Below are 22,400 nucleotides of genomic sequence, written 5' to 3' on the forward strand. Positions count from 1 at the left end.
TTGGTTCGTTTTGATGATCTGATCAAAAAAGCGGAATCAGCAGCCGGAGCGACAGTTGCAGTTGCTTCTGCTGAAGATTATGAAGTACTAAAAGCAGTAGAAATGGCAATTGAAAAAAGATTAGCTACTTTTATTCTTGTAGGTGATGAAGCAAAAATCAATGCGATCATTCAGGAATCCTTCCCTGCGCTCACTGAAGGTGATATTAAGATTCACCACGCTGATAACGCGCAGTCTGCTGCACTTGAAGCTGTCAGACTTGTCAGCTCAGGGCAAGCAGGTGTGCTGATGAAAGGGCATGTGGAAACAGCAGTTTTATTAAAAGCTGTTTTAAATAAAGAAGTCGGATTAAGAACGGGAAATGTTTTATCTCATGTCGCACTGTTTGAAGTGCCTTCAATAGAAAGAAGCATTTTCATCACGGATGCTGCAATGAATATTGCACCAGACTTAAGTCAGAAGGTGCAAATCGTGCAAAATGCAGTAAAGATTGCGCATGGTGCCGGTGTTGATAATCCATCAGTTGCACCTTTAGCTGCAGTTGAAACAATCAATCCAGCGATGCAGGCAACACTGGATGCAGCCGCTTTAACTCAAATGAACCGGAGAGGTCAGATCAAAGGCTGTATCATTGATGGTCCACTTGCACTTGATAATGCAGTATCTGAAACTGCCGCTGCACATAAAGGAATCACAGGGCCGGCAGCAGGTAAAGCTGATATCCTGCTGGTGCCGTCAATTGAAGCGGGTAACATTTTATATAAATCTCTTATGTATTTTGGTAACAGTAAAGTCGGTGCAGTGATTGCGGGTGCTAAAGCACCTATTGTATTAACTTCCAGAGCTGATACAGCAGATAGTAAACTCTATTCACTTGCACTTGCAATTTGCACAACATATTAATTAGGGGGCAATTACAATGGAACTTTTTACTTATATGGAGAAATATGATTACGAGCAGTTAGTATTCTGTCAGGATAAAAATTCAGGCTTAAAAGCAATTATTGCCATTCACGATACAACACTTGGACCTGCACTTGGCGGAACAAGAATGTGGACGTATGATTCAGAGGAAGATGCAATTGAAGATGCGCTGCGTCTTGCAAAAGGGATGACTTATAAAAACGCTGCAGCAGGACTGAATCTGGGCGGAGGAAAAACGGTTATTATCGGAGATCCGCTAAAAGACAAAAATGAAGAAATGTTCCGTGCATTCGGCCGTTATATTCAGGGGCTTGCAGGCCGTTATATTACAGCAGAGGATGTAGGCACAACGGTAAAAGACATGGACCTGATCCATGAAGAAACTGACTATGTAACAGGAATTTCACCAGCATTCGGTTCATCAGGTAACCCTTCACCAGTAACTGCATACGGCGTATACCGCGGTATTAAAGCTGCAGCGAAAGAAGCATACGGCAGTGACTCGCTAGAAGGCAAGACAATTGCTGTCCAGGGAGTTGGAAACGTGGCATTCACGCTTTGCCGCCACTTACATGAAGAAGGTGCAAAGCTGATCGTAACGGATATCAACAAAGAATCTGTTCAGCGCGCTGTTGATGAGTTTGGAGCGAAGGCGGTTGAACCAAATGAGATTTACGGCGTTGACTGCGACATCTTTGCACCATGTGCACTTGGTGCGATCATTAATGACAATACACTTGAAGTATTAAAAGCTGATGTCATTGCAGGTGCTGCAAATAACCAGCTGAAAGAAACAAGACATGGTGACATTCTTCATGAACGTGGCATTGTTTATGCACCTGACTATGTCATTAATGCAGGCGGCGTAATCAACGTAGCTGACGAATTATATGGATATAACCGCGAACGTGCAATGAAAAATGTTGAAAAAGTATATGATAATGTTGCACGCGTATTTGAAATTGCAAAACGTGACGGAGTACCGAGCTATCTTGCTGCAGACCGTATGGCTGAAGAACGCATCGCGAGTATGGCGAAATCAAGAAGCCAGTTTTTACGCAGTGAACATAACATTCTAAGCAGAAGATAATAATTGAATATGCTGATGCACCTGACTTTCAGGTGCATTGGTTTGTAAGTATGGAGGGAATATCGTGCAGGATCAACAATACAGAATTTTAGTCATTAACCCTGGATCAACTTCAACAAAAATTGGGATCTTTGACAGTGAAACTGCGATTTTAGAAAAAACGATTCGCCATGAAACGGCTGAAATTGATCAATTCGAAAAAATAATTGATCAGTATCAGTTCAGAAAGAAAACAATTCTTGAGGCGCTTGATGAAGAAGGTATGAATGTATCCAAACTGGATGCGGTCTGCGGACGAGGAGGTCTTTTGAGACCGATCGAAGGTGGAACTTACAGTGTCAATGATGCAATGCTTAAGGATCTGAGACAGGGGTACTCAGGTCAGCATGCTTCAAATCTCGGCGGTATTATTGCCTATGAGATTGCACAGGGGTTAAATATCCCTTCTTTCATTGTAGATCCTGTTGTTGTAGATGAGCTTTCAGATACGGCTAGAGTGTCAGGATTTTCATTAATCGAACGTAAGAGTATTTTTCATGCACTGAATCAAAAAGCAGTTGCACGCCGTGTAGCGAAAGAGATCGGAAAGCCTTACAGCGAATCCACTTTTATTGTCACGCACATGGGCGGCGGTATTACGGTTGGAGTACACCATAATGGCAGGGTCATTGATGTAAATAACGGACTGCACGGGGATGGACCATTCAGTCCGGAACGGGCAGGTACCGTACCGGCTGGAGACCTGGTGGAACTTTGTTTTTCAGGTGATTACTACAGAGATGAAATTATGAAAATGCTTGTTGGACAGGGTGGTCTTGTAGGATACCTTGGCACCAATGATGCAGTAAAAGTAGAACAGATGATTCAAAATGGAGATAAAAAAGCAAAACAGGTCTATGATGCAATGGCTTATCAGGTGGCAAAAGAAATCGGTGCCGCATCTGCAGTTGTAAAAGGAAAAGCGGATGCAATTATCTTAACCGGCGGGCTTGCTTATGGTAAGGAATTTGTAGGGCTGATCAGTGAACGGGTGGACTGGATTGCAGATGTCATCGTCCAGCCAGGTGAAAACGAGCTACAGGCACTTGCAGAAGGTGCACTGAGAGTTCTTAAAAACGAAGAAACTGCTAAAGTTTATTCAGCACAATAGGAGGTTTAACCATGGCAGAAGAATATGATCTCGTCATACTGGGTGGAGGCACTGGCGGTTACGTTGCCGCAATCAGAGCTTCACAGCTCGGGCTTAAAACAGCAATTGTTGAAAAAGGAAAAATCGGTGGGACTTGCCTTCATCGCGGGTGTATTCCAAGTAAAGCACTTTTAAGAAGTGCAGAAGTATTTGCAACAGCTAAAAATGCAGATGAGTTCGGAGTTGAAATCAGTGAGGCAGTACTGAATTTCACTAAAGTTCAAAAGCGTAAGCAGGCAATCGTTGATCAGCTTCATAAAGGTGTACAGCATCTGATGAAGCAGGGGAAGATTGATGTCTTTGACGGCTTTGGAAGAATTCTAGGACCATCTATTTTTTCTCCAATGCCTGGCACCGTTTCAGTTGAAATGACTGACGGGACTGAAAATGAAATGTTGATTCCCAAAAATGTAATTATTGCAACCGGCTCAAGACCACGTTCTCTTCCGGGACTTGAGATTGACGGTACTTACGTATTAAGTTCAGATGAAACACTGGAGCTTGAAGAACTGCCAAAGTCTATGGTGATTGTTGGCGGTGGTGTAATCGGAATCGAGTGGGCTTCAATGCTCAATGACTTCGGTGTAGAGGTTACTGTGCTCGAATATGCAGATCGTATCATACCGACGGAAGATGCAGACGTTTCAAAAGAAATGGAAAAACTGCTGAAGAAAAAAGGTATTACGATTGTAACGAATGCTAAAGTTGATGCTGAAAGTGCAAAAACAGGTGAAGAAACCTCTATTTCTGCTGAAGTAAAAGGCGAAAAGGTTGAATATAAAGCTGAAAAAATTCTGGTTTCAGTAGGAAGAAGTGCGAATACTGAAGGAATCGGCCTTGAGAATACTGACATTCAGGTGGAAAAAGGATTTATTAAAGTTAATAATAAACTGCAAACAAAAGAATCTCACATTTATGCGATTGGTGATGTGATCGGTGGTCTTCAGCTTGCTCACGTTGCCTCACATGAAGGAATTCATGCTGTAGAACATATTGCGAATATGGACGTTGAGCCGATTGACTACAGCCTTGTTTCCAAATGTATTTATTCAAGCCCTGAAGCTGCAAGTGTAGGGCTGACTGAGCAGCAGGCTAAAGACGAAGGTTACGAGGTAAAAGTCGGTAAGTTTCCATTTAAAGCGATTGGTAAAGCACTTGTATTTGGTAAGTCAGACGGTTTTGTAAAAATCATTGCTGATCAGGCTTCAAATGATATTTTAGGTGTGCATATGATTGGTCCTCACGTAACGGATATGATTTCTGAAGCAGGACTTGCAAAAGTACTTGATGCGACACCTTGGGAAGTCGGTCAAACCATTCACCCTCACCCGACGCTGAGTGAAGCAATTGGTGAAGCCGCGCTTGCGGTTGATGGAAAGGCAATTCATTCTTAAATGCAGGAGGCGAAAAGACGATGACTAAATCACGTCATAAAGAATTAGGTCTGTCCAATGAAGATGTTCTGAAAATATATGAAACGATGCTAATGGCCAGACGCATTGATGAGCGCATGTGGCTGTTAAACCGTTCCGGAAAAATCCCATTTGTTATTTCATGTCAGGGACAGGAGGCAGCTCAGGTAGGTGCTGCATATGCGCTTGATACTGAAAAAGATTTTGCACTGCCGTATTACAGAGATATGGGTGTTGTGCTGCACTTTGGTATGACTGCACGTGAATTAATGCTCTCAGGCTTTGCAAAAGCAGAAGATCCGAACTCAGGCGGACGTCAAATGCCTGGACACTTTGGCCATAAAGCTAAAAGGATCGTAACAGGATCTTCACCGGTTACAACGCAGGTGCCCCACGCAGTAGGTCTAGCGCTTGCAGGCAAAATGGAGAAAAAAGATCTTGTGACATTCGTAACGTTCGGTGAAGGTTCATCCAATCAGGGTGATTTCCACGAAGGAGCAAACTTTGCAGGGGTACATAAATTGCCGGTTATTTTCATGTGTGAAAATAACAAATATGCAATTTCAGTGCCGATTGAAAAGCAGCTGGCCTGTGAAAATGTATCAGACCGAGCGATCGGCTACGGAATGCCAGGTATCACAGTCGACGGAAATGATCCGCTTGAAGTATATAAAGCTGTAAAAGATGCTGCTGACAGAGGACGACGCGGAGAAGGGCCGACACTTGTTGAGACAGTATCATACCGTCTGACTGCTCACTCTTCTGATGATGATGACCGTGCATACCGCTCACCTGACGAAGTAGCAAAAGCAAAATCACTAGATCCGATTATTACTTTTGGCGCTTACCTGAAGGAAAACGGCGTAATGGATGATGCGCTGGAAAAAGAAATCAATGACCGAATCATGAAAGAGGTCAATGAAGCGACAGATTATGCAGAAAAGGCGCCATACGCTGATCCGGAATCTGCATTAAAATATGTATACGCAGAACAAGAATAAGGGAGGATAAACCGATGCCGGTAATGTCATATATTGACGCTGTTACATTAGCTATGAAAGAAGAAATGGAACGGGACGAGCGCGTGTTTGTCCTTGGTGAAGACGTTGGAAAAAAGGGTGGCGTATTTAAAGCGACGAATGGCCTTTACGAACAGTTTGGTGAAGATAGAGTAATCGATACACCACTGGCTGAGTCAGCAATTGCGGGTGTAGGAATTGGAGCTGCAATGTACGGTATGCGTCCAATCGCTGAGATGCAGTTTGCAGACTTTATCATGCCAGCTGTGAACCAGATCATCTCTGAAGCGGCGAAGATCCGCTACCGTTCAAATAATGACTGGAGCTGTCCGATGGTTATTCGTGCGCCATATGGTGGCGGCGTTCACGGTGCACTTTATCACTCTCAGTCAGTTGAAGCAGTGTTTGCAAATCAGCCTGGATTGAAGATTGTAATGCCTTCAACTCCACATGATGTGAAAGGACTGCTGAAAGCTGCGATTCGTGATGATGATCCGGTTATGTTCTTTGAGCATAAACGCGCTTACCGCCTGATCAAAGGGGAAGTGCCGGATGAGGATTACACGATTGAAATAGGTAAAGCAGATGTAAAACGTGAAGGTGAAGATATTACAGTCATCACATACGGACTGTGCGTTCACTTTGCACTTCAGGCGGCTGAACGCCTTGCTGAAGATGGTTACAGTGTACACGTACTTGACCTTCGTACAATTTATCCACTCGATAAAGAAGCAATTATCGAGGCAGCTTCAAAGACAGGAAAAGTACTTCTGTTAACTGAAGATACGAAAGAAGGCAGCATCATGGGCGAAGTATCTGCGATCATTGCAGAAAACTGCCTGTTTGACCTGGATGCACCAATTATGCGCCTCGCTGGACCTGATGTGCCGGCAATGCCATACGCACCAACAATGGAAAAATTCTTTATGGTCAACCCGGATAAAGTAGAAAAAGCAATGAAAGAACTTGCTGAATACTAAACATTAAAGGAGGCTATTTCCTTGGGTATTGAAAAAATGACGATGCCTCAGCTTGGTGAATCTGTTACTGAGGGTACAATTGAAAAATGGCTCGTTCAGCCAGGAGATACGGTTAATAAATACGATCCAATTGCTGAAGTAAATACGGATAAAGTAAACGCAGAAGTACCATCTTCATTTACAGGTGTGATTAAAGAACTGATTGCAAATGAAGGTGACACGTTAGAGGTTGGTGAAGTCATCTGCTCAATCGAAGTAGAAGGCGAAGGTTCAGCTGAAGAGGCACCTTCAGAGCCAGAAGAAAAAGCATCGGCTAATGCTGATGAAAAGCCTGCTGCACCAAAAAAGGCATCTGAACCAAAGAAATCTAATGCAAGATATTCACCTGCAGTGATGAAAATGTCACAGGAGCATGGAATTGACTTATCATTAGTTGAGGGATCAGGAAAAGAAGGAAGAATTACAAGAAAAGATCTTCAGAAGATTATTGATTCCGGTGAAATGCCGACAGCTAAAGAACCGGTCGAAGCATCTGCTCCTGCAGAAGTAAAGACTGAAGCACCTGCAAAGCCTTCAGCACCGGCTCCGAAGCAGAATATCGAGTCTGCTCCTGGAGACATTGAGATCCCGGTAACAGGTGTAAGAAAAGCGATTGCAAACAATATGCTAAAGAGCAAGCATGAAGCACCTCACGCTTGGACGATGATGGAAGTGGACGTGACAAATCTCGTTCAATACCGTGATTCAATTAAAGGTGATTTTAAACAAAAAGAAGGCTTTAACATCACATATTTCGCATTTTTTGTTAAAGCAGTTGCCCAGGCACTCAAAGAATTCCCTCAAATGAATTCAATGTGGGCCGGAGATAAAATTATTCAAAAGAAAGATATTAACATTTCAATTGCTGTAGCAACTGATGATGCACTTTTCGTTCCTGTCATTAAACATGCAGATGAAAAAACGATTAAAGGCATCGGACGTGAGATCAATGAGCTTGCCGGCAAGGTCCGTGCAGGTAAGTTGAAATCTGAGGAAATGCAGGGTGGAACTTTTACCGTTAACAATACTGGTTCATTTGGTTCTGTCCAGTCAATGGGTATTATCAATCATCCTCAGGCAGCCATCCTTCAGGTTGAATCCATCGTGAAACGGCCGGTTGTCATGAACAACGGAATGATTGCAGTGCGCGATATGGTTAACCTGTGTCTGTCGCTCGATCACCGCGTTCTAGATGGCCTGGTATGTGGCAGATTCCTGCAGCGTGTAAAAGAAATTCTTGAGAATACATCTGAAAATACATCAGTTTATTAATTTTATTCGGCCGCCAGTGTCTTGCTGGCGGCTATCTTTTCATCTGTACAACTTTTCTTTATACTGTAAATGAGAGAATCGAAAACGATTACAATGGGGAGGGAGCTGCCAAGCAGCACGATTATGACTTTAAGAGACACAGAATTTAAAGCGTCATCATTTGATGAATGGACAGAACAGGTAAAGAAAGTGTTAAAAGGGAAGCCGGTAGAATCCCTGAATAAAGAACTGTTGGAAGGGATAACGATTCAACCGCTCTATACTGACCGCCCTGAACGGTCTGATACCCATATCTCAAGAGGGTGGAAATCTAAAGCCGGGTGGATGGTCTCACAGCATGCGCAGGGTAAACGCGCAGAGGATATCATACAGTTTACGGATGAAGAATTAAAAAGAGGGTCTGAAGTGGCTGCTTTAAATGAAATCACTTCTTCTCTCTTTAATGCCAAAGAGGCTTCAGATTTCCTTGCATTAGATGACTATTTACATATTTATATTAAATACACAGATGTATCTCCATGGCTGTCCGCGATTCAACAAACTGAAGTGACAGGTATATTAGGCAAAGACTGCAGCGGCCCGGAGCTGAGTGAAGACTGGTTTAATGATGTGATTGAGATTGATCAGGTACAACCTGACTTGAAATCAATTATTCTATCAGGTTTACCCGTTCACCAGAGTGGTGCAAATGCAGTTCAGGAGCTTGCCTATATCCTCGCACAGGCAAGCAGAGTCATTCAGCTTGCTGAAAAGTCAGGCTGGAGTGCTGATAAAGTGATCGCTAAAATGCACGCGGAATTTGCCATCGGCTCAGACTTTTTTATGGAAATCTCAAAGCTCAGAGCGTTTCGTGCAATCTGGCGTCATTTTACTGCTCAATATCATGTTGATTCCGCGATCACGATCAGTACTGAAACGTCGCAGTTCACAAAATTAACACAGGATGAACATACCAATATGCTCAGAAGCGGGAATGAAGCATTTGCTGCTGTGTTAGGCGGAACTGATTATTTATATGTCAGACCACATGATTGTTTTAAAGACGTGTCATCAGGACAGGCAGTCCGTGCTGCAAGAAATATTGGTCTAATCTTAAAAGAGGAAATGTTTTTACAACACATGATCGACCCTGCAGGTGGGTCGTATTATATCGAGCACTTAACGAAACTGCTTGCTGAAAAATCCTGGAGTGAATTCTGCGATATAGAAGAGCGTGGCGGGCTAACTGATGCTTATCAGGAACTCATGAAAAACGTTCAAAAAACGCGCGATCTTCGTGATCAGGGAGTAAGAACAAGGAGCATTTCACTGGTTGGTATGAACAAGTATGCACCTGCTGATAAAAACACGATTGACCATATCCCGGAGACAGCCGGTTATGCCTGGGATATTTTAATCAAGAAAGTTCAGGACAATCCTGTTAATAAAGTCGGACTGCTCACTGTTGGTGAATTAAAAGATTACAAGCCCCGTGCTGATTTTGTAAAGGGTGTTTTTGCCGCAGCGGGTGTGATCCCTGAATATGATCAAAACGAGGCGGATGTGTTAATTGTATGCGGTTCAGATGCAGCATACGATCAGTATTTGATTGATGCCGTTCAGTCAAAAAAGCCGAATCAGAAACTATTGGTTGCCGGCAGACGGGATGCAGAGGGGATAGATGGCAGTCTGTATCAGGGAATGGATATGGTTTCATTTTTAGAAGATGTCTTATTTGCCGGGATTGGAGGGGATCATCATGAAGCCTGAATTCAGAAAAGATTCGTTTAAATGGTCTGACTATCAGCATACTGCTGACATCCACAATGAAAAAATGATGACAAATGAAGAAATTGACATCCAGTCATTTTATAAGCAAAGTGATATTAATCGTTCTGATGATCTTAATGAGCTTCCGGGTATTGCACCTTTTACACGCGGACCTTATCCGACGATGTATACGACAAGACCATGGACAATCAGACAGTATGCCGGGTTTTCAACTGCTGAAGAAAGTAATGCTTTTTACAGAAGAAACCTGGAGATGGGGCAAAAAGGATTATCAGTCGCATTTGATCTGGCTACACACAGAGGGTATGACTCTGATCATGAAAGAGTGACCGGAGATGTGGGTAAAGCCGGTGTTGCAATTGACTCTGTTGAAGATATGAAAATTCTGTTTGACGGAATTCCGCTTGATCAGATGTCCGTATCAATGACAATGAATGGTGCGGTACTCCCAATTATGGCTTTTTATATCGTAGCCGCAGAAGAACAGGGCGTTACACCGGAGCAGCTGTCAGGGACGATCCAGAATGATATTTTAAAAGAGTATATGGTTAGAAACACTTATATTTATCCACCGGATATGTCGATGAAAATCATTGCAGATATTTTCTCATATACAGCACAGAAAATGCCGAAATTTAATTCAATCTCAATCTCAGGCTATCATATTCAGGAAGCCGGAGCACCAGCTGATGTTGAGCTCGCTTACACGCTTGCTGACGGTCTTGAGTACGTCAGAACCGGTTTGAAAGCAGGGATTGATATCGACCGTTTTGCACCAAGATTATCTTTCTTCTGGGGAATCGGGATGAACTACTTCATGGAAGTCGCAAAGATGAGAGCAGCCAGAAAAATGTGGGCGTCACTGATCAAACCTTTTAGTCCGGAGAACCCGAAATCACTCATGCTCCGTACACATTCACAAACGTCGGGCTGGTCACTGACAGAACAGGATCCCTTTAATAATGTGATGAGAACATTAATGGAAGCACATGCTGCAGCAATGGGGCATACACAGTCGCTGCATACCAATGCCCTTGATGAAGCAATTGCACTCCCTACTGATTTTTCTGCAAGAATCGCGAGAAACACACAGCTTTATCTGCAGGAGGAAACAGGTATTACAAATGTGATCGATCCATGGGGCGGCTCGTATTATGTGGAGTCACTGACACAGCAGATTATGGAGAAGGCTTGGGCACACATTGAAGAAATTGAGTCACTCGGCGGAATGACCAAAGCGATTGAAACCGGCCTGCCAAAAATGCGTATTGAAGAAGCAGCGGCTAAAAGACAGGCTAAGATTGATTCCGGCAAAGAAGTGATTATTGGTGTCAATCGTCACCGCTTAGACAAGGAAGATGAAATGGATATCCTGTCGATCGATAATGAAAAAGTAAGGCAGGGACAGATTGAAAGAATTAAGCGGATGAGAGAAAGCAGAGACGAAAATGCCGTTACTAAGGCGCTTAAAGCCATTACAGCTGCTGCTGAATCAAATGGTGACAACCTTTTAGAAAAAGCGATTGATGCTGCAAGGTTAAGAGCGACACTTGGTGAAATTTCTGATGCGATTGAAAAAGTCAGCGGGAGACACCAGGCTGTGATCCGTTCAGTCAGCGGCGTATACAGTGATGCGTATACAGACACAGACGCCATTGAAAATGTGCGTGAAATGACTGAAACATTTATGGAGCAGGAAGGCAGAAGACCGAGAATTTTAATTGCCAAGATGGGGCAGGATGGTCATGACCGGGGTGCAAAAGTGATATCCACTGCATTCGCTGATCTTGGATTTGATGTTGATATCGGACCGTTATTCCAGACACCTGAGGAAACGGCTGCACAGGCCGTTGAAAATGATGTACACGTCATTGGTGTAAGTTCACTTGCAGCGGGTCATAAAACGCTTGTTCCGGCATTAGTTAAAGAGCTTAAAAAGTGGGGAAGAGAAGATATTATGGTTGTCATCGGCGGCGTCATTCCAGCCCAGGATTACGCATATCTGCTCGGTAACGGTGCATCAGCGATCTTTGGACCGGGAACAGTCATTCCGGCTGCCGCTGAAAAAGTAATAGAGGAAATTTATGAGCGCCTTGGTTACGAGGAAGTTACTGAGGATGAATAATCCAAACAAAAAAAGAGTGTTTAAGAAAAAAACTCAGGATCAGGTGAATATTCAGGAGATTGCCGAAAAAATCACTACAGGTGACAGAGGATATCTATCAAAAGGAATCACACTGATTGAAAGCAGCGCGGTTCATCACAGGCCATATGCAAATGAACTCGTACAGCAACTGCTGCCCAGCGCCGGTAAAAGTATCAGAATTGGTATTACCGGTGTACCGGGAGCGGGTAAAAGCACATGGATTGAAGCTTTCGGAAAAACAGCAGTCAGCAAAGGCTATAAAATAGCTGTGCTGGCTGTTGATCCAAGCTCGTCATTATCAGGCGGCAGCATACTTGGTGATAAAACGCGTATGGAATTTCTGGCGCACCACCCGGATGTATTTATCAGACCATCCCCGTCATCAGGTACTTTGGGTGGCGTAGCCAGGATGACCCGGGAAACCATTTTGCTATGTGAAGCGGCCGGGTACGATCTGATACTGGTTGAAACTGTTGGGGTAGGTCAAAGTGAAGGGATTGTCAGAGGAATGACAGATTTCTTCCTTTTACTTTCCTTAACCGGTGCCGGTGATGAGTTGCAGGGAATGAAAAAAGGAATCATGGAATTGGTTGATGCCATTGTGATCAATAAAGCAGACGGGTCAAACAGGGAACAGGCAATTCAGACAATGCATGACTACAATCAGATTTTACGATTCCTGACACCTGCGACGACAGGATGGAAGCCAAGAGCACATACGTGTTCCGCTTTATATAACGAAGGAATACAAGAAATCTGGGAACTGATCAGGGAATTTATAGAAAGTACGAAAGAAAGTGGAGAATTTGATAAAAGGCGGAGTAAACAGGCTGTTGACTGGATGAGTCAGCTCGTACAGATCCGCCTGAATGAAACCTTTTTTAATCAGCAAAAGAAATATCTGATGAAAACTCTGGAGAGTAAGGTCAGGCAGAATGAATTGTCTCCCTCAGAAGCCGTAGATCTGTTGTTTAATCCGAAAGCATAAAAAAAGGACGACAGAGGGTTCTGCCGCCAAAGAAATCTAGGGAGTTTAGGGGTTAAATCTAGATCCTAGTAGTTATTTTTCCACTTATTTTCTGTTATAAACCTGTTTTAAAGAAAAATTTCATATTATTTTGAAATGCAGATAGTTGATAAAGATGCCCCTGTCATCTATGATTAATCTGTAATCACCTTTAAAGGAGAGTCGGAATATGAGCATGGATTTTAATATTTTTATGAACGACGTTGTCCGTCAGGCGAGAGAAGAAATTGAAACTGCAGGATATGAGCAGCTGACTACACCTGAGGCAGTAGAGGAAACACTTGAAAAAGAAGGTACGACTCTTGTGATGGTTAATTCGGTTTGCGGCTGTGCAGGCGGAATTGCACGCCCTGCGGCAGCTCATGCGATCCATTATGATAAGCGTCCCGACCGCCTTGTAACTGTATTTGCGGGTCAGGATAAAGAAGCAACTGCAAAAGCAAGAAGCTATTTCGAAGGCTATCCGCCATCATCACCGTCTTTTGCATTACTAAAAGATGGAAAGATCATCTCGATGGTTGAAAGACACGAAATTGAAGGGCATGATCCGATGTCGGTCATTGCCAATCTTCAAAGTTTATTTGAAGTACATTGTAAAGAAGTATAATACAGGCATAATGAAAGACCGTCACGGACGGTCTTTTTTATATGCACTTTTTTAGTTGATTGAAAAATCTGAATAATTTTATATTTATTCAGTTTGTAAAAAAGTATTGCATGTTTATAAAAAGTTGATAAAATTAAAACATAATAAATATACAAAAAGTTGTATTAAAATTCATTTATGGGGGAATTGCAATGAAAAAGACATTATTTACTTCAGCACTGGCAGGGGCGTTAATTTTATCAGCATGTGGTTCAGAGGAGGAGCAGTCAGGTCAGTCAGGCTCTTCAGAGGATACACCACAATTAGTGATGGGAACTTCTGCTGATTATCGACCTTTTGAATATGTAGATACAGCAAATGGAGATGAAATTATCGGTTATGACGTTGACCTTGCAAATCTGATCGCAGATGAGCTTGGATTTGAGTTCACGATTCAGGATATGGAGTTCAGCGGGCTGATCACAGCGCTTCAGAATGAGCAGGTTGACTTTGTACTTGCTGCAATGACACCGACTGAAGAAAGAAAAGAAAACGTCGAATTCACTGATATTTATTATGTGGCACAGGATATGATTATTTCGCTTGATGGCAGTGACATTACTTCACCTGAAGACCTTGACGGGAAAACAGTCGGCGTTCAGCTTGGCTCGATTCAGCAGGAATATGTAGACGGACTGGCTGAAGAAATGGACATCACTGTCGAAACGAGAAATCGCATACCTGAATTGATGCAGGATGTTATTAATGAACGTTTTGACGCAATAATTGTTGAAAACACAGTAGCTGAGGGTTACTTAAATAATAACGAAGAACTTTCAGGAGAGACGATTGAAGTTGAAGAGCAGGAAGCAGGTTCTGCGATTGCACTCCCGCTTGAAAGTGAATGGACAGACCAGTTCAATGAAGTGCTGGCTGATCTTGAAGAATCAGGTGAACTTGAAAAGCTTGCAGAAAAATGGTTCGGCGGCGAAGCATCTGAATAATTTGATTTAAAGAGAGTGCTGCTTTAAAAAAGCACTCTTTTCTTTTTCACTCATACACGTAAATTTTTCAGGAGGAATGGATATGAATTTTGAACAGATTATTCCTTCAATGCCTTATATCCTGCAGGGAATCTGGGTTACATTACAGATTGTCCTGATCGCAGGGTTACTCGGTTTTGCAATTGGAATACTATTATCTTTATTTAAAATCGGCAGGATTTCATTTTTAAGGTGGTTTGCTGATGGCTATACTTCAATCTTCAGAGGGACACCACTTGTACTGCAACTGATGATCATCTACTATGCATCTCCGCAGTTATTTGGTGTACAGATTGAAGCCTATACAGCTGCAATTTTATCATTCGGACTGAACTCGGCTGCTTATATCTCAGAAATTATCCGTGCGGGGATCCAGGCTGTTGACAAAGGACAGCGTGAAGCAGCCATGGCCCTTGGCGTACCTTATAATAAGATGATGAAAGACATCATTTTACCGCAAGGAATGAAAAATATTCTGCCTGCATTAATGAATGAATTTATCACCCTGACAAAGGAATCAGCAATTGTGACAGTCATCGGTGTAACTGATATTATGAGAAGAGCTTATATCGTTGGAAGTGACAAGTTTTCGTTCCTCGAGCCGCTTTTATTTGCCGGGCTCATCTATTATGTAATGGTACTTGTTCTGACGTTTGCCGGTAAATGGGTTGAAGGGAGAATGAGAAGAAGTGATTAAAGTAGAAGGATTATATAAATCATTTGGTGATCTTGAAGTCTTAAAAAATATAGATGCAGAAATTAAAGAAGGGGAAGTAGTTGTCGTGATAGGTCCTTCAGGATCCGGGAAATCTACTTTTCTGAGATGCTTGAACCTGCTTGAAGAGCCGACAGCAGGAAAAATTGTCATTGGCGAGGATGAGATCACGAGTAAAAAATTCAATCCTCAAAAGCTGAGATCAGAGGTGGGAATGGTATTTCAGCACTTTCACCTGTTCCCGCACATGACAGTGCTTGAAAACGTAACTTATGCGCCACTTAAAGTAAAAGGTACAAGTAAATCTGATGCTGACAAATTGGGCAGGGAACTGCTCGCTAAAGTTGGACTGTCAGATAAAGCGGATGAATACCCTAACAGATTATCAGGAGGCCAAAAACAGCGTGTTGCGATTGCCAGAGCGCTTGCGATGGAGCCAAATGTGATGCTTTTTGATGAACCTACTTCAGCTCTTGATCCTGAAATGGTAAAAGAAGTTCTTGATGTGATGAAATCACTTGCCGTTACAGGAATGACGATGATGATCGTTACACATGAAATGGGCTTTGCCCGCGAAGTGGCTGACAGAGTTATTTTTATGGATGAAGGCATGCTTGTAGAACAGGCCGATCCTAAAGAATTTTTCAGCGCACCTGCTACAGAGCGTGCACAAAACTTCCTGCAAAAAGTGTTATAATACCATATGTGATCTAACCCAAAGTATTGATATACTTTGGGTTTCTTGTCTATTATTACAGCATATTTGAGCCAGAAAGGGAGAAAAAATGTTTCGTATAGGGTACCGCACAATCAAAACTGCTGCCGGCACTGCAGTCGCTATTGGCATTGCCAGCATGCTCGGCCTTGCAAATTTTGCATCTGCAGGGATCATCACGATCTTATGTATTCAAAACACAAAAAGAAAATCGATTAAGGCTTCATGGAGCAGGGTTGTTGCCTGTCTAATTGCAATGGTGTTTTCGTATTTATTTTTTGAAGGAATCGCTTTTCATCCGATTACGATTGGCCTGTTAATTTTATTTTTTATTCCTACAGCTGTTGCATTGAAGATTAAAGAAGGTATTGTGACCAGCAGTGTCATTATTCTTCACCTTTATACCAGTAATGATATCACCTTATCACTCATCGGCAATGAGTTAATGCTGCTGACAATCGGTGTGATTACAGCACTCGTCATGAACTTATACATGCCAAGCGTAGAGAGCAGGATGGCCCAAATGCAGTCTCAGCTTGAAGAGCAGTTCAAAGAAATTTTTGAGCAGATGTCATCTTATTTAAGAGACACACATACAGAATGGAATGAAAATCTGTTAAATGAAACAGAAAGCTTAATAAAAGAAGGAAAAACGATTGCTTTTCAGGACGTTGAAAACCATTTTCTGCGTAATGAAAATCTCTACTATTTATACTTTACAATGAGAGAAAAGCAATTTGTCCTGATTAAAAGAATGCTCCCGCTTCTTCGCAGCCTGAATTCAGAAGTGGAACAAAGAGAAATGATTGCAGAATTTGTAGAAGATCTGAGTACTCATATTCACCCCGGTAATACAGCCGTGCTGTATCTGAAAAAGCTCTATGATATGAAGCTGATGATTGAAAGCATGCCAATGCCAAAGGAACGGGAGGAATTTGAAACGAGAGCTGCACTGTTTCAGTTCATTCGTGAAATGGAAGAGTATCTTCAGATTAAGCAGTCATTCAGAGGCATTCCTTTATCCAGAAGACAGGTAGCAGACTAAAAAAGCAGTACCTCATCAAATTTAAAAGTGAGGTACTGCTTTACATTTAGCGTTATTAAAATCATTCCATTTAGAAAACAACCATAGATAGTCCGATCGCAAGCGTTGAAGCAAGCATCGCAAAAATCATCAGGTAAACGATAAAAGTTCTGAATTTGCGGTTGCGCAAAATGATTCGCTCCTTTTACAGCATAGTGGTTTAATTGTACACTGAACCTTAATCTGACGCAAGTAGTGGTCAACTTCAGCTGATATCGGTACAATAGAAAAGTAGTCGTTTGAAAGGAGCATTCATATGAAAAAAACAGATCACATTGGTGTTGCGGTAAAATCGATTGATGAAGCACTTCCTTTTTACACGGAAATGTTAGCGCTTACTTTAATGAAGCAGGAAACTGTTGACGCTCAAGGGGTCAAGGTTGCATTTTTAGATGCCGGTAATATTAAAATTGAATTGCTTGAGCCCCTGACCGCGGAATCTCCGATTGCCAAATTTATTGAGAAAAAAGGGGAAGGAATTCATCACGTGGCTTTTGGTGTTGAAAATATAGATGTAAGAATGGACGAATTAACAACAAAAGGTCTTACATTCACATCAGAAAAATCAAAACCTGGTGCCGGCGGTGCACAGGTCGCTTTCTTACATCCTAAACAGGCGCATGGTGTTTTATATGAGCTTTGTGACCATTCTTATGACGGAGGCGACAATCATGAGTGATATGTTCGAAAAAATTAATGAATTATATGATAGAAGAAGAGAAATCGAGCTTGGTGGCGGAGACGAACGAATTGATAAACAGCACGAAAAGGGAAAGCTGACTGCAAGGGAAAGAATTAATCTGCTTGTAGATGAAGGTTCATTTGTAGAATTAAATCCTTTTATTGAACACAGATGCGGGGATTTTGGTATGGAGGCTCAAAAAGGACCAGGAGACGGTGTTGTAACCGGATATGGAAAAGTGAATGGCCGTCCGATCTATCTATTTTCACAGGATTTCACTGTATTTGGAGGCGCACTTGGAGAGATGCATGCAGCAAAAATTGCAAATGTGATGGATCTTGCTGCCAAAAACAGAGCTCCGTTTATCGGGTTGAATGATTCCGGCGGCGCGCGTATTCAGGAAGGCGTTGTCTCTCTGGATGGTTACGGTCAGATTTTCTACCGAAATTCAATCTATTCAGGCGTCATGCCTCAGATTTCAGTTATTATGGGACCGTGTGCAGGAGGCGCTGTTTATTCACCTGCAATCACAGACTTTGTGTTTATGGTGGATAAGACAAGTCAGATGTTTATAACCGGACCGAAAGTCATTGAGACAGTGACGGGTGAAAAGATTTCTTCAGAAGATCTTGGAGGATCAAAAATACATAATGCAATCAGCGGTAATGCTCATTTCCGCGCTGAAACCGAGCAGGAAACGCTTGAGCAGGTCAGACAGCTGCTCAGTTATTTACCGCAGTCTAATGAAGAACAGCCTCCGGTAACTGACATTCCTGAAGAATCAGATGACAGACCTGACCTCGCTGATGCCATTCCATTTGATCCGCTTCGTCCATATGATGTACGCCTGGTGTTGGATCATGTTGTTGATAAAGGTTCATTTATGGAAGTGCAAAAGGAGTTCGCGCGTAATATTGTCGTTGGTTTTGCAAGAATTAAGGGTGAGACAGTCGGACTTGTCTGCAACCAGCCGAAAGTAATGGCAGGTGGCCTTGATATCGACTCAAGTGATAAAGCATCAAGATTTATCCGTTTTTGTGATTCATTCAATATTCCAATTATCACGTTTGAAGATGTTACCGGATTTTTCCCTGGTATCAAACAGGAACACGGCGGAATTATCAGACACGGTGCGAAAATTCTTTATGCGTACTCTGAGGCAACCGTTCCTAAAATGACAGTGATCTTGCGCAAAGCATATGGCGGAGCTTACGTAGCACTTAATAGTAAATCAATTGGAGCAGACTTAGTCTTTGCATGGCCGAATGCTGAAATAGCAGTGATGGGTCCTCAGGGGGCAGCCAATATTATTTTTGCGAAAGAAATTGCAAATAGTGATGATCCCGAAACAATGCGTGCCAGAAAAATCGAAGAATACCGTGAAAAATTTGCCAATCCTTTCGTTGCAGCATCAAGAGGAATGGTTGATGATGTCATTGACCCGAGAGAGACGAGAATTAAGCTGATTCAGGGGCTTGAAATGATGCGGAATAAACATGAGGAACGTCCAAAGAAAAAGCATGGGAACATACCGCTGTAATTAACGTGGATTCTTCGTTATACTTGAGGCTCAGCAAACATTTGTGGAGGTTTTAGGATGAATAAAGATCGAGTGGTTAATCAGTTTATTGAATTAGTAAAAGTAGATTCGGAAACAAAACATGAAGCTGAAATTTCAGAAGTGCTGAAAAAAATCTTTACAGAACTTGGCTGTGAGATTCAGGAAGATGACAGTATGAAAGAAACTGGTCACGGGGCAAACAACCTGATCATCACACTCAAGGGACAAGATGAGTCAGCAGATACGATTTATTTTACTTCCCATATGGATACAGTAACGCCTGGTAAGGGGATTGATCCTGTTATAAAAGAAGACGGCTATATTTACTCTGACGGCTCAACCATTCTTGGAGCGGATGATAAAGCAGGTATTGCAGCCATGATCGAAATGATTCATCAGTTAAAAGAACAGAATATTCAGCACGGGGATATTCAGTTTATTATTACTGCCGGTGAAGAATCCGGTCTCGTTGGCGCAAAGGCGCTTGATCCATCCTTTGTAAAAGCGAAATATGGTTATGCAGTAGACAGTGACGGACAGGTTGGTAATATTATTGTAGCTGCTCCGACGCAGGCTAAAGTAAAAGCGGTGATTCATGGTAAAACAGCTCATGCCGGAGTAGCTCCTGAAAAAGGTGTATCAGCGATTACAATCGCTTCAAAAGCGATTGCCAATATGGAACTTGGCCGTCTTGATGAGGAAACAACAGCAAACATCGGCCGCTTTGAAGGTGGCAGCGCAACGAATATTGTATGTGACCGGGTTGATGTATTAGCTGAAGCAAGATCGCTAGTACCGGAAAAAATGGAAAAGCAGGCAGCGGCAATGAAAAAAGCATTTGAAGATGCTGCTGAAGAAATGGGTGGCAGAGCAGAAGTAGACATTCAGGTGATGTACCCGGGCTTCAAGTTCAATGAAGATGACCATGTCGTGCAGCTTGCAAAACGTGCAGCTTCAGCAATCGGCAGAAATTCTGAACTCCTGACTAGCGGTGGCGGAAGTGATGCAAATGTGATCGCAGGTATGGGTGTACCAACTGTAAACCTCGCAGTAGGATATGAAGAGATTCATACTACAAATGAGCGTATGCCGGTTGAAGAACTGGTTAAACTGAGTGAATTACTCACACAGATTGTCATTGAAAGCAACAAGTAAAAAAGCGGGATTCCCCGCTTTTTTATTTTAATAAACTATAATATTATTATGTAAACTAAATAGTGCTGGAAGATCATGTTCTTTTATGGTACATTAGTAACACTTATTAAAGGGGGTAATCTTATGGACGAGGGATTAAAAGCTGTAGTTTTCACATGTGGGAATGAAGAATATGCAATTTCCATTCAGGAAGTCGTTTCGATTGAAAAAGAAGAGAAAGTGAATGCTGTTCCGCACCTGCCTGATTTTATGCCCGGGATAACTGAAGTACGAGGGGAACTGGTCCCAGTGCTTGATTTTGAGCAGATTCTTTACAACAGACCTTTGATCGCGGGAGAATCAAAAATGCTTGTCGTGAAAACAGAGCAGCTGTCAATCGCCATCAGAGTAAAAGATGCAAAAGAAATTATAGATATTCCTTCAGCCCAGCTGAAAGAAATTGGTCTTGCTGCATACAAAAATACGGAATACTTTACAAGTGTTGCACAACTTGAAGATCGTCTTATTACAATCATTGACCCTGAAGTACTGACTGAAAATCTTGAAGGTATGAAAGAAATCAAAGATTATATGGTCCGGGTAAAAACGACAGAACCAGTTTAATACCGGTCACCCCAATGTTCCTTTATTCAGGAACATTTTTTTTTATGTAATTTTCATGTAAAATCTGAGAAGAGGGACTGAAAGGACTGAGTTGATGAGTAAGGGCAAAATCATTCTTCATATTGATATGAACAGCTTTTATGCTTCTGTTGAAGCTGCTCATCAGCCTGAACTGAAGGGAAAGCCGATCGCGATTGCCGGTAACCCTGAAGAACGCAGAGGCATTGTTGTGACATGCAGTTATGAAGCACGGAGTAAAGGTGTTAAAACGACCATGCAGGTCCATGAAGCACTCAAACTGTGCCCTGAACTAATCGTTCTGAGACCGGATTTCACGAAATATAGACAAGCTTCTAAAGCAATGTTTGATATTTTAAGAAGCTACACAGAGCTTGTGGAACCTGTTTCAATTGATGAAGGGTATATGGATATAACAGACCTTGAAGGTAATCCGGTTGAACTAATAAAAGAAATCCAGGATCGTGTGTTAAGAGAACTGGACCTTCCATGCAGTATCGGGGTTTCACCGAATAAATTTCTTTCGAAAATGGCTTCAGATATGAAAAAACCGATGGGGATCACAGTCATACGGAAAAGAGAAATTGCTGAGAAATTATGGCCTCTTCCAATCAGGGACATGCACGGTGTCGGAGAGAAAACCGCAGAAAAGTTGGAATCTTTATCAATCAGTAAGATCGGGGACCTCGCGAAAGCAGATGATATTCAATTAAAATCACTGTTAGGTATTAATGGACTGAAACTTAAAAACAGAGCGTGCGGGATAGATCAGAGAATCGTTGATCCTGAAAGTGTCTATGACTTTAAAAGTGTAGGGAACTCTACCACTTTACCGCGAGACTTAACGAATCAGAAAGAATTACTGAAAATCATTGATCAGCTTTCTGTTAAAGTGAGTGAACGTCTGAAGTCCAAACAAATGCTAGGCTATGGTCTTCAGGTGATGATACGCTTTAAAAATAGAAATACGATTACACGCAGTCTGACACTCAGCCATCCATTATATGAACAGTCACATATATCTGAACACGCTAAATCTCTTTTCCTTAAACACTGGAACGGCACACCGGTCAGGCTTCTTGGCGTAACTGTTCAGGATCTGGCTGATAAAAGTCATGCTTATAAACAAATTAACCTGTTTTCATATGAAGATGACGTAAAATATGAACCGGTGGAAAAGGTAATGAGAGAACTTGAAGAAAAACACGGAAAGGGCATCCTGACAAGGGGTTTGAAAAGCTCAAAAAACCATCAGAATGCCGAAACGAGTTTCAGTAAAGACTTTTTAGATGACCATAATTAAAGGGTCATGATTAGATTTTTTCGCGTTTAATGATACAATAGTTTAGGATCAAAGGGAGAACGAATAT

At 42.2% G+C, this 22,400-nt stretch carries 21 protein-coding genes; 20 read left to right on the forward strand and 1 reads right to left on the reverse strand.

All coding sequences use genetic code 11. The features are described 5' to 3' along the window. From yqiS to ACH6CZ_RS02105, 15 genes are all read left to right on the forward strand, one after another. Window positions 1–903, forward strand: a complete 903-nt coding sequence (gene yqiS, locus ACH6CZ_RS02035) for a phosphate butyryltransferase (RefSeq protein ID WP_374095762.1) — start codon at window positions 1–3, stop codon at window positions 901–903. 16 nt (window positions 904–919) lie between these two features. Beyond that, complete coding sequence (bcd, locus tag ACH6CZ_RS02040; RefSeq protein WP_374095763.1) at window positions 920–2,014, forward strand: branched-chain amino acid dehydrogenase; 1,095 nt, start codon at window positions 920–922, stop codon at window positions 2,012–2,014. Window positions 2,015–2,078: 64 nt separating this feature from the next. Continuing rightward, a complete protein-coding gene (gene buk, locus ACH6CZ_RS02045; protein ID WP_374095764.1) occupies window positions 2,079–3,164 on the forward strand; it encodes a butyrate kinase in 1,086 nt (361 codons plus the stop codon). An 11-nt stretch (window positions 3,165–3,175) separates the two neighbouring features. Next, window positions 3,176–4,597, forward strand: a complete 1,422-nt coding sequence (gene lpdA / locus ACH6CZ_RS02050) for a dihydrolipoyl dehydrogenase (protein WP_374095765.1) — start codon at window positions 3,176–3,178, stop codon at window positions 4,595–4,597. Window positions 4,598–4,617: 20 nt separating this feature from the next. After that, entirely contained in the window at window positions 4,618–5,616 is a 999-nt protein-coding gene (locus ACH6CZ_RS02055) for a thiamine pyrophosphate-dependent dehydrogenase E1 component subunit alpha (RefSeq protein WP_374095766.1), read from the forward strand. A gap of 14 nt (window positions 5,617–5,630) precedes the next feature. Further along, window positions 5,631–6,614, forward strand: a complete 984-nt coding sequence (locus ACH6CZ_RS02060) for an alpha-ketoacid dehydrogenase subunit beta (RefSeq protein ID WP_374095767.1) — start codon at window positions 5,631–5,633, stop codon at window positions 6,612–6,614. A gap of 36 nt (window positions 6,615–6,650) precedes the next feature. Continuing rightward, on the forward strand, window positions 6,651–7,925 hold the full coding sequence (locus ACH6CZ_RS02065) for a dihydrolipoamide acetyltransferase family protein (RefSeq protein WP_374096496.1): 1,275 nt from the start codon (window positions 6,651–6,653) through the stop codon (window positions 7,923–7,925). 123 nt (window positions 7,926–8,048) lie between these two features. After that, window positions 8,049–9,674: a methylmalonyl-CoA mutase family protein gene (locus tag ACH6CZ_RS02070; protein WP_374095768.1), complete on the forward strand. Its 1,626-nt coding sequence runs from the start codon at window positions 8,049–8,051 to the stop codon at window positions 9,672–9,674. Next, window positions 9,664–11,820 (forward strand): methylmalonyl-CoA mutase, encoded by a 2,157-nt coding sequence (gene scpA, locus ACH6CZ_RS02075; protein ID WP_374095769.1) that lies wholly within the window; start codon window positions 9,664–9,666, stop codon window positions 11,818–11,820. Before ACH6CZ_RS02070 ends, scpA begins: the two co-directional genes overlap by 11 nt. Next, entirely contained in the window at window positions 11,813–12,829 is a 1,017-nt protein-coding gene (meaB, locus tag ACH6CZ_RS02080) for a methylmalonyl Co-A mutase-associated GTPase MeaB (protein WP_374095770.1), read from the forward strand. Before scpA ends, meaB begins: the two co-directional genes overlap by 8 nt. Before the next feature lie 208 nt (window positions 12,830–13,037). Continuing rightward, window positions 13,038–13,475 (forward strand): BrxA/BrxB family bacilliredoxin, encoded by a 438-nt coding sequence (locus ACH6CZ_RS02085; protein ID WP_039809563.1) that lies wholly within the window; start codon window positions 13,038–13,040, stop codon window positions 13,473–13,475. A gap of 191 nt (window positions 13,476–13,666) precedes the next feature. Continuing rightward, the gene (locus ACH6CZ_RS02090; protein WP_374095771.1) at window positions 13,667–14,458 is read left to right on the forward strand and encodes a transporter substrate-binding domain-containing protein; all 792 of its coding nucleotides are present in this window, start codon (window positions 13,667–13,669) and stop codon (window positions 14,456–14,458) included. A 76-nt stretch (window positions 14,459–14,534) separates the two neighbouring features. Further along, on the forward strand, window positions 14,535–15,194 hold the full coding sequence (locus tag ACH6CZ_RS02095) for an amino acid ABC transporter permease (protein ID WP_374095772.1): 660 nt from the start codon (window positions 14,535–14,537) through the stop codon (window positions 15,192–15,194). Then, window positions 15,187–15,909: an amino acid ABC transporter ATP-binding protein gene (locus ACH6CZ_RS02100; RefSeq protein WP_374095773.1), complete on the forward strand. Its 723-nt coding sequence runs from the start codon at window positions 15,187–15,189 to the stop codon at window positions 15,907–15,909. The genes ACH6CZ_RS02095 and ACH6CZ_RS02100 overlap by 8 nt, the downstream gene beginning before the upstream one ends. A gap of 88 nt (window positions 15,910–15,997) precedes the next feature. Further along, entirely contained in the window at window positions 15,998–16,972 is a 975-nt protein-coding gene (locus ACH6CZ_RS02105; protein ID WP_374095774.1) for an aromatic acid exporter family protein, read from the forward strand. Between the two features lie 70 nt (window positions 16,973–17,042). On the opposite strand, the gene prli42 is transcribed toward ACH6CZ_RS02105, so the two are convergent. After that, complete coding sequence (gene prli42 / locus ACH6CZ_RS02110; RefSeq protein ID WP_152614722.1) at window positions 17,043–17,141, reverse strand: stressosome-associated protein Prli42; 99 nt, start codon at window positions 17,139–17,141, stop codon at window positions 17,043–17,045. A 126-nt stretch (window positions 17,142–17,267) separates the two neighbouring features. Between prli42 and mce the strand changes: the two genes are divergently transcribed. From mce to ACH6CZ_RS02135, 5 genes are all read left to right on the forward strand, one after another. After that, on the forward strand, window positions 17,268–17,690 hold the full coding sequence (gene mce, locus ACH6CZ_RS02115) for a methylmalonyl-CoA epimerase (RefSeq protein WP_374095775.1): 423 nt from the start codon (window positions 17,268–17,270) through the stop codon (window positions 17,688–17,690). Beyond that, complete coding sequence (locus tag ACH6CZ_RS02120; protein WP_374095776.1) at window positions 17,683–19,233, forward strand: acyl-CoA carboxylase subunit beta; 1,551 nt, start codon at window positions 17,683–17,685, stop codon at window positions 19,231–19,233. The genes mce and ACH6CZ_RS02120 overlap by 8 nt, the downstream gene beginning before the upstream one ends. A 57-nt stretch (window positions 19,234–19,290) precedes the next feature. Continuing rightward, entirely contained in the window at window positions 19,291–20,409 is a 1,119-nt protein-coding gene (locus tag ACH6CZ_RS02125; protein WP_374095777.1) for a M20/M25/M40 family metallo-hydrolase, read from the forward strand. A 123-nt stretch (window positions 20,410–20,532) separates the two neighbouring features. Beyond that, complete coding sequence (locus ACH6CZ_RS02130) at window positions 20,533–21,012, forward strand: chemotaxis protein CheW (RefSeq protein WP_374095778.1); 480 nt, start codon at window positions 20,533–20,535, stop codon at window positions 21,010–21,012. Between the two features lie 94 nt (window positions 21,013–21,106). Next, the gene (locus ACH6CZ_RS02135) at window positions 21,107–22,333 is read left to right on the forward strand and encodes a DNA polymerase IV (RefSeq protein ID WP_374095779.1); all 1,227 of its coding nucleotides are present in this window, start codon (window positions 21,107–21,109) and stop codon (window positions 22,331–22,333) included. Window positions 22,334–22,400: the final 67 nt, after the last annotated feature.

Source organism: Jeotgalibacillus sp. JSM ZJ347, assembly GCF_044383825.1.
Taxonomy (GTDB): Bacteria; Bacillota; Bacilli; order Bacillales; family Jeotgalibacillaceae; genus Jeotgalibacillus.

What these genes read in the sequence shown, in the direction of transcription:
- bcd (WP_374095763.1), top strand. Translation starts at nt 920, where the DNA reads ATGGAACTTTTTACTTATATGGAGAAATATGATTACGAGCAGTTAGTA.
- lpdA (WP_374095765.1), top strand. Translation starts at nt 3,176, where the DNA reads ATGGCAGAAGAATATGATCTCGTCATACTGGGTGGAGGCACTGGCGGT.
- ACH6CZ_RS02055 (WP_374095766.1), top strand. Translation starts at nt 4,618, where the DNA reads ATGACTAAATCACGTCATAAAGAATTAGGTCTGTCCAATGAAGATGTT.
- ACH6CZ_RS02060 (WP_374095767.1), top strand. Translation starts at nt 5,631, where the DNA reads ATGCCGGTAATGTCATATATTGACGCTGTTACATTAGCTATGAAAGAA.
- ACH6CZ_RS02065 (WP_374096496.1), top strand. Translation starts at nt 6,651, where the DNA reads ATGACGATGCCTCAGCTTGGTGAATCTGTTACTGAGGGTACAATTGAA.
- ACH6CZ_RS02070 (WP_374095768.1), top strand. Translation starts at nt 8,049, where the DNA reads ATGACTTTAAGAGACACAGAATTTAAAGCGTCATCATTTGATGAATGG.
- scpA (WP_374095769.1), top strand. Translation starts at nt 9,664, where the DNA reads ATGAAGCCTGAATTCAGAAAAGATTCGTTTAAATGGTCTGACTATCAG.
- meaB (WP_374095770.1), top strand. Translation starts at nt 11,813, where the DNA reads ATGAATAATCCAAACAAAAAAAGAGTGTTTAAGAAAAAAACTCAGGAT.
- ACH6CZ_RS02085 (WP_039809563.1), top strand. Translation starts at nt 13,038, where the DNA reads ATGAGCATGGATTTTAATATTTTTATGAACGACGTTGTCCGTCAGGCG.
- ACH6CZ_RS02090 (WP_374095771.1), top strand. Translation starts at nt 13,667, where the DNA reads ATGAAAAAGACATTATTTACTTCAGCACTGGCAGGGGCGTTAATTTTA.
- ACH6CZ_RS02095 (WP_374095772.1), top strand. Translation starts at nt 14,535, where the DNA reads ATGGATATGAATTTTGAACAGATTATTCCTTCAATGCCTTATATCCTG.
- ACH6CZ_RS02105 (WP_374095774.1), top strand. Translation starts at nt 15,998, where the DNA reads ATGTTTCGTATAGGGTACCGCACAATCAAAACTGCTGCCGGCACTGCA.
- mce (WP_374095775.1), top strand. Translation starts at nt 17,268, where the DNA reads ATGAAAAAAACAGATCACATTGGTGTTGCGGTAAAATCGATTGATGAA.
- ACH6CZ_RS02120 (WP_374095776.1), top strand. Translation starts at nt 17,683, where the DNA reads ATGAGTGATATGTTCGAAAAAATTAATGAATTATATGATAGAAGAAGA.
- ACH6CZ_RS02125 (WP_374095777.1), top strand. Translation starts at nt 19,291, where the DNA reads ATGAATAAAGATCGAGTGGTTAATCAGTTTATTGAATTAGTAAAAGTA.
- ACH6CZ_RS02130 (WP_374095778.1), top strand. Translation starts at nt 20,533, where the DNA reads ATGGACGAGGGATTAAAAGCTGTAGTTTTCACATGTGGGAATGAAGAA.
- ACH6CZ_RS02135 (WP_374095779.1), top strand. Translation starts at nt 21,107, where the DNA reads ATGAGTAAGGGCAAAATCATTCTTCATATTGATATGAACAGCTTTTAT.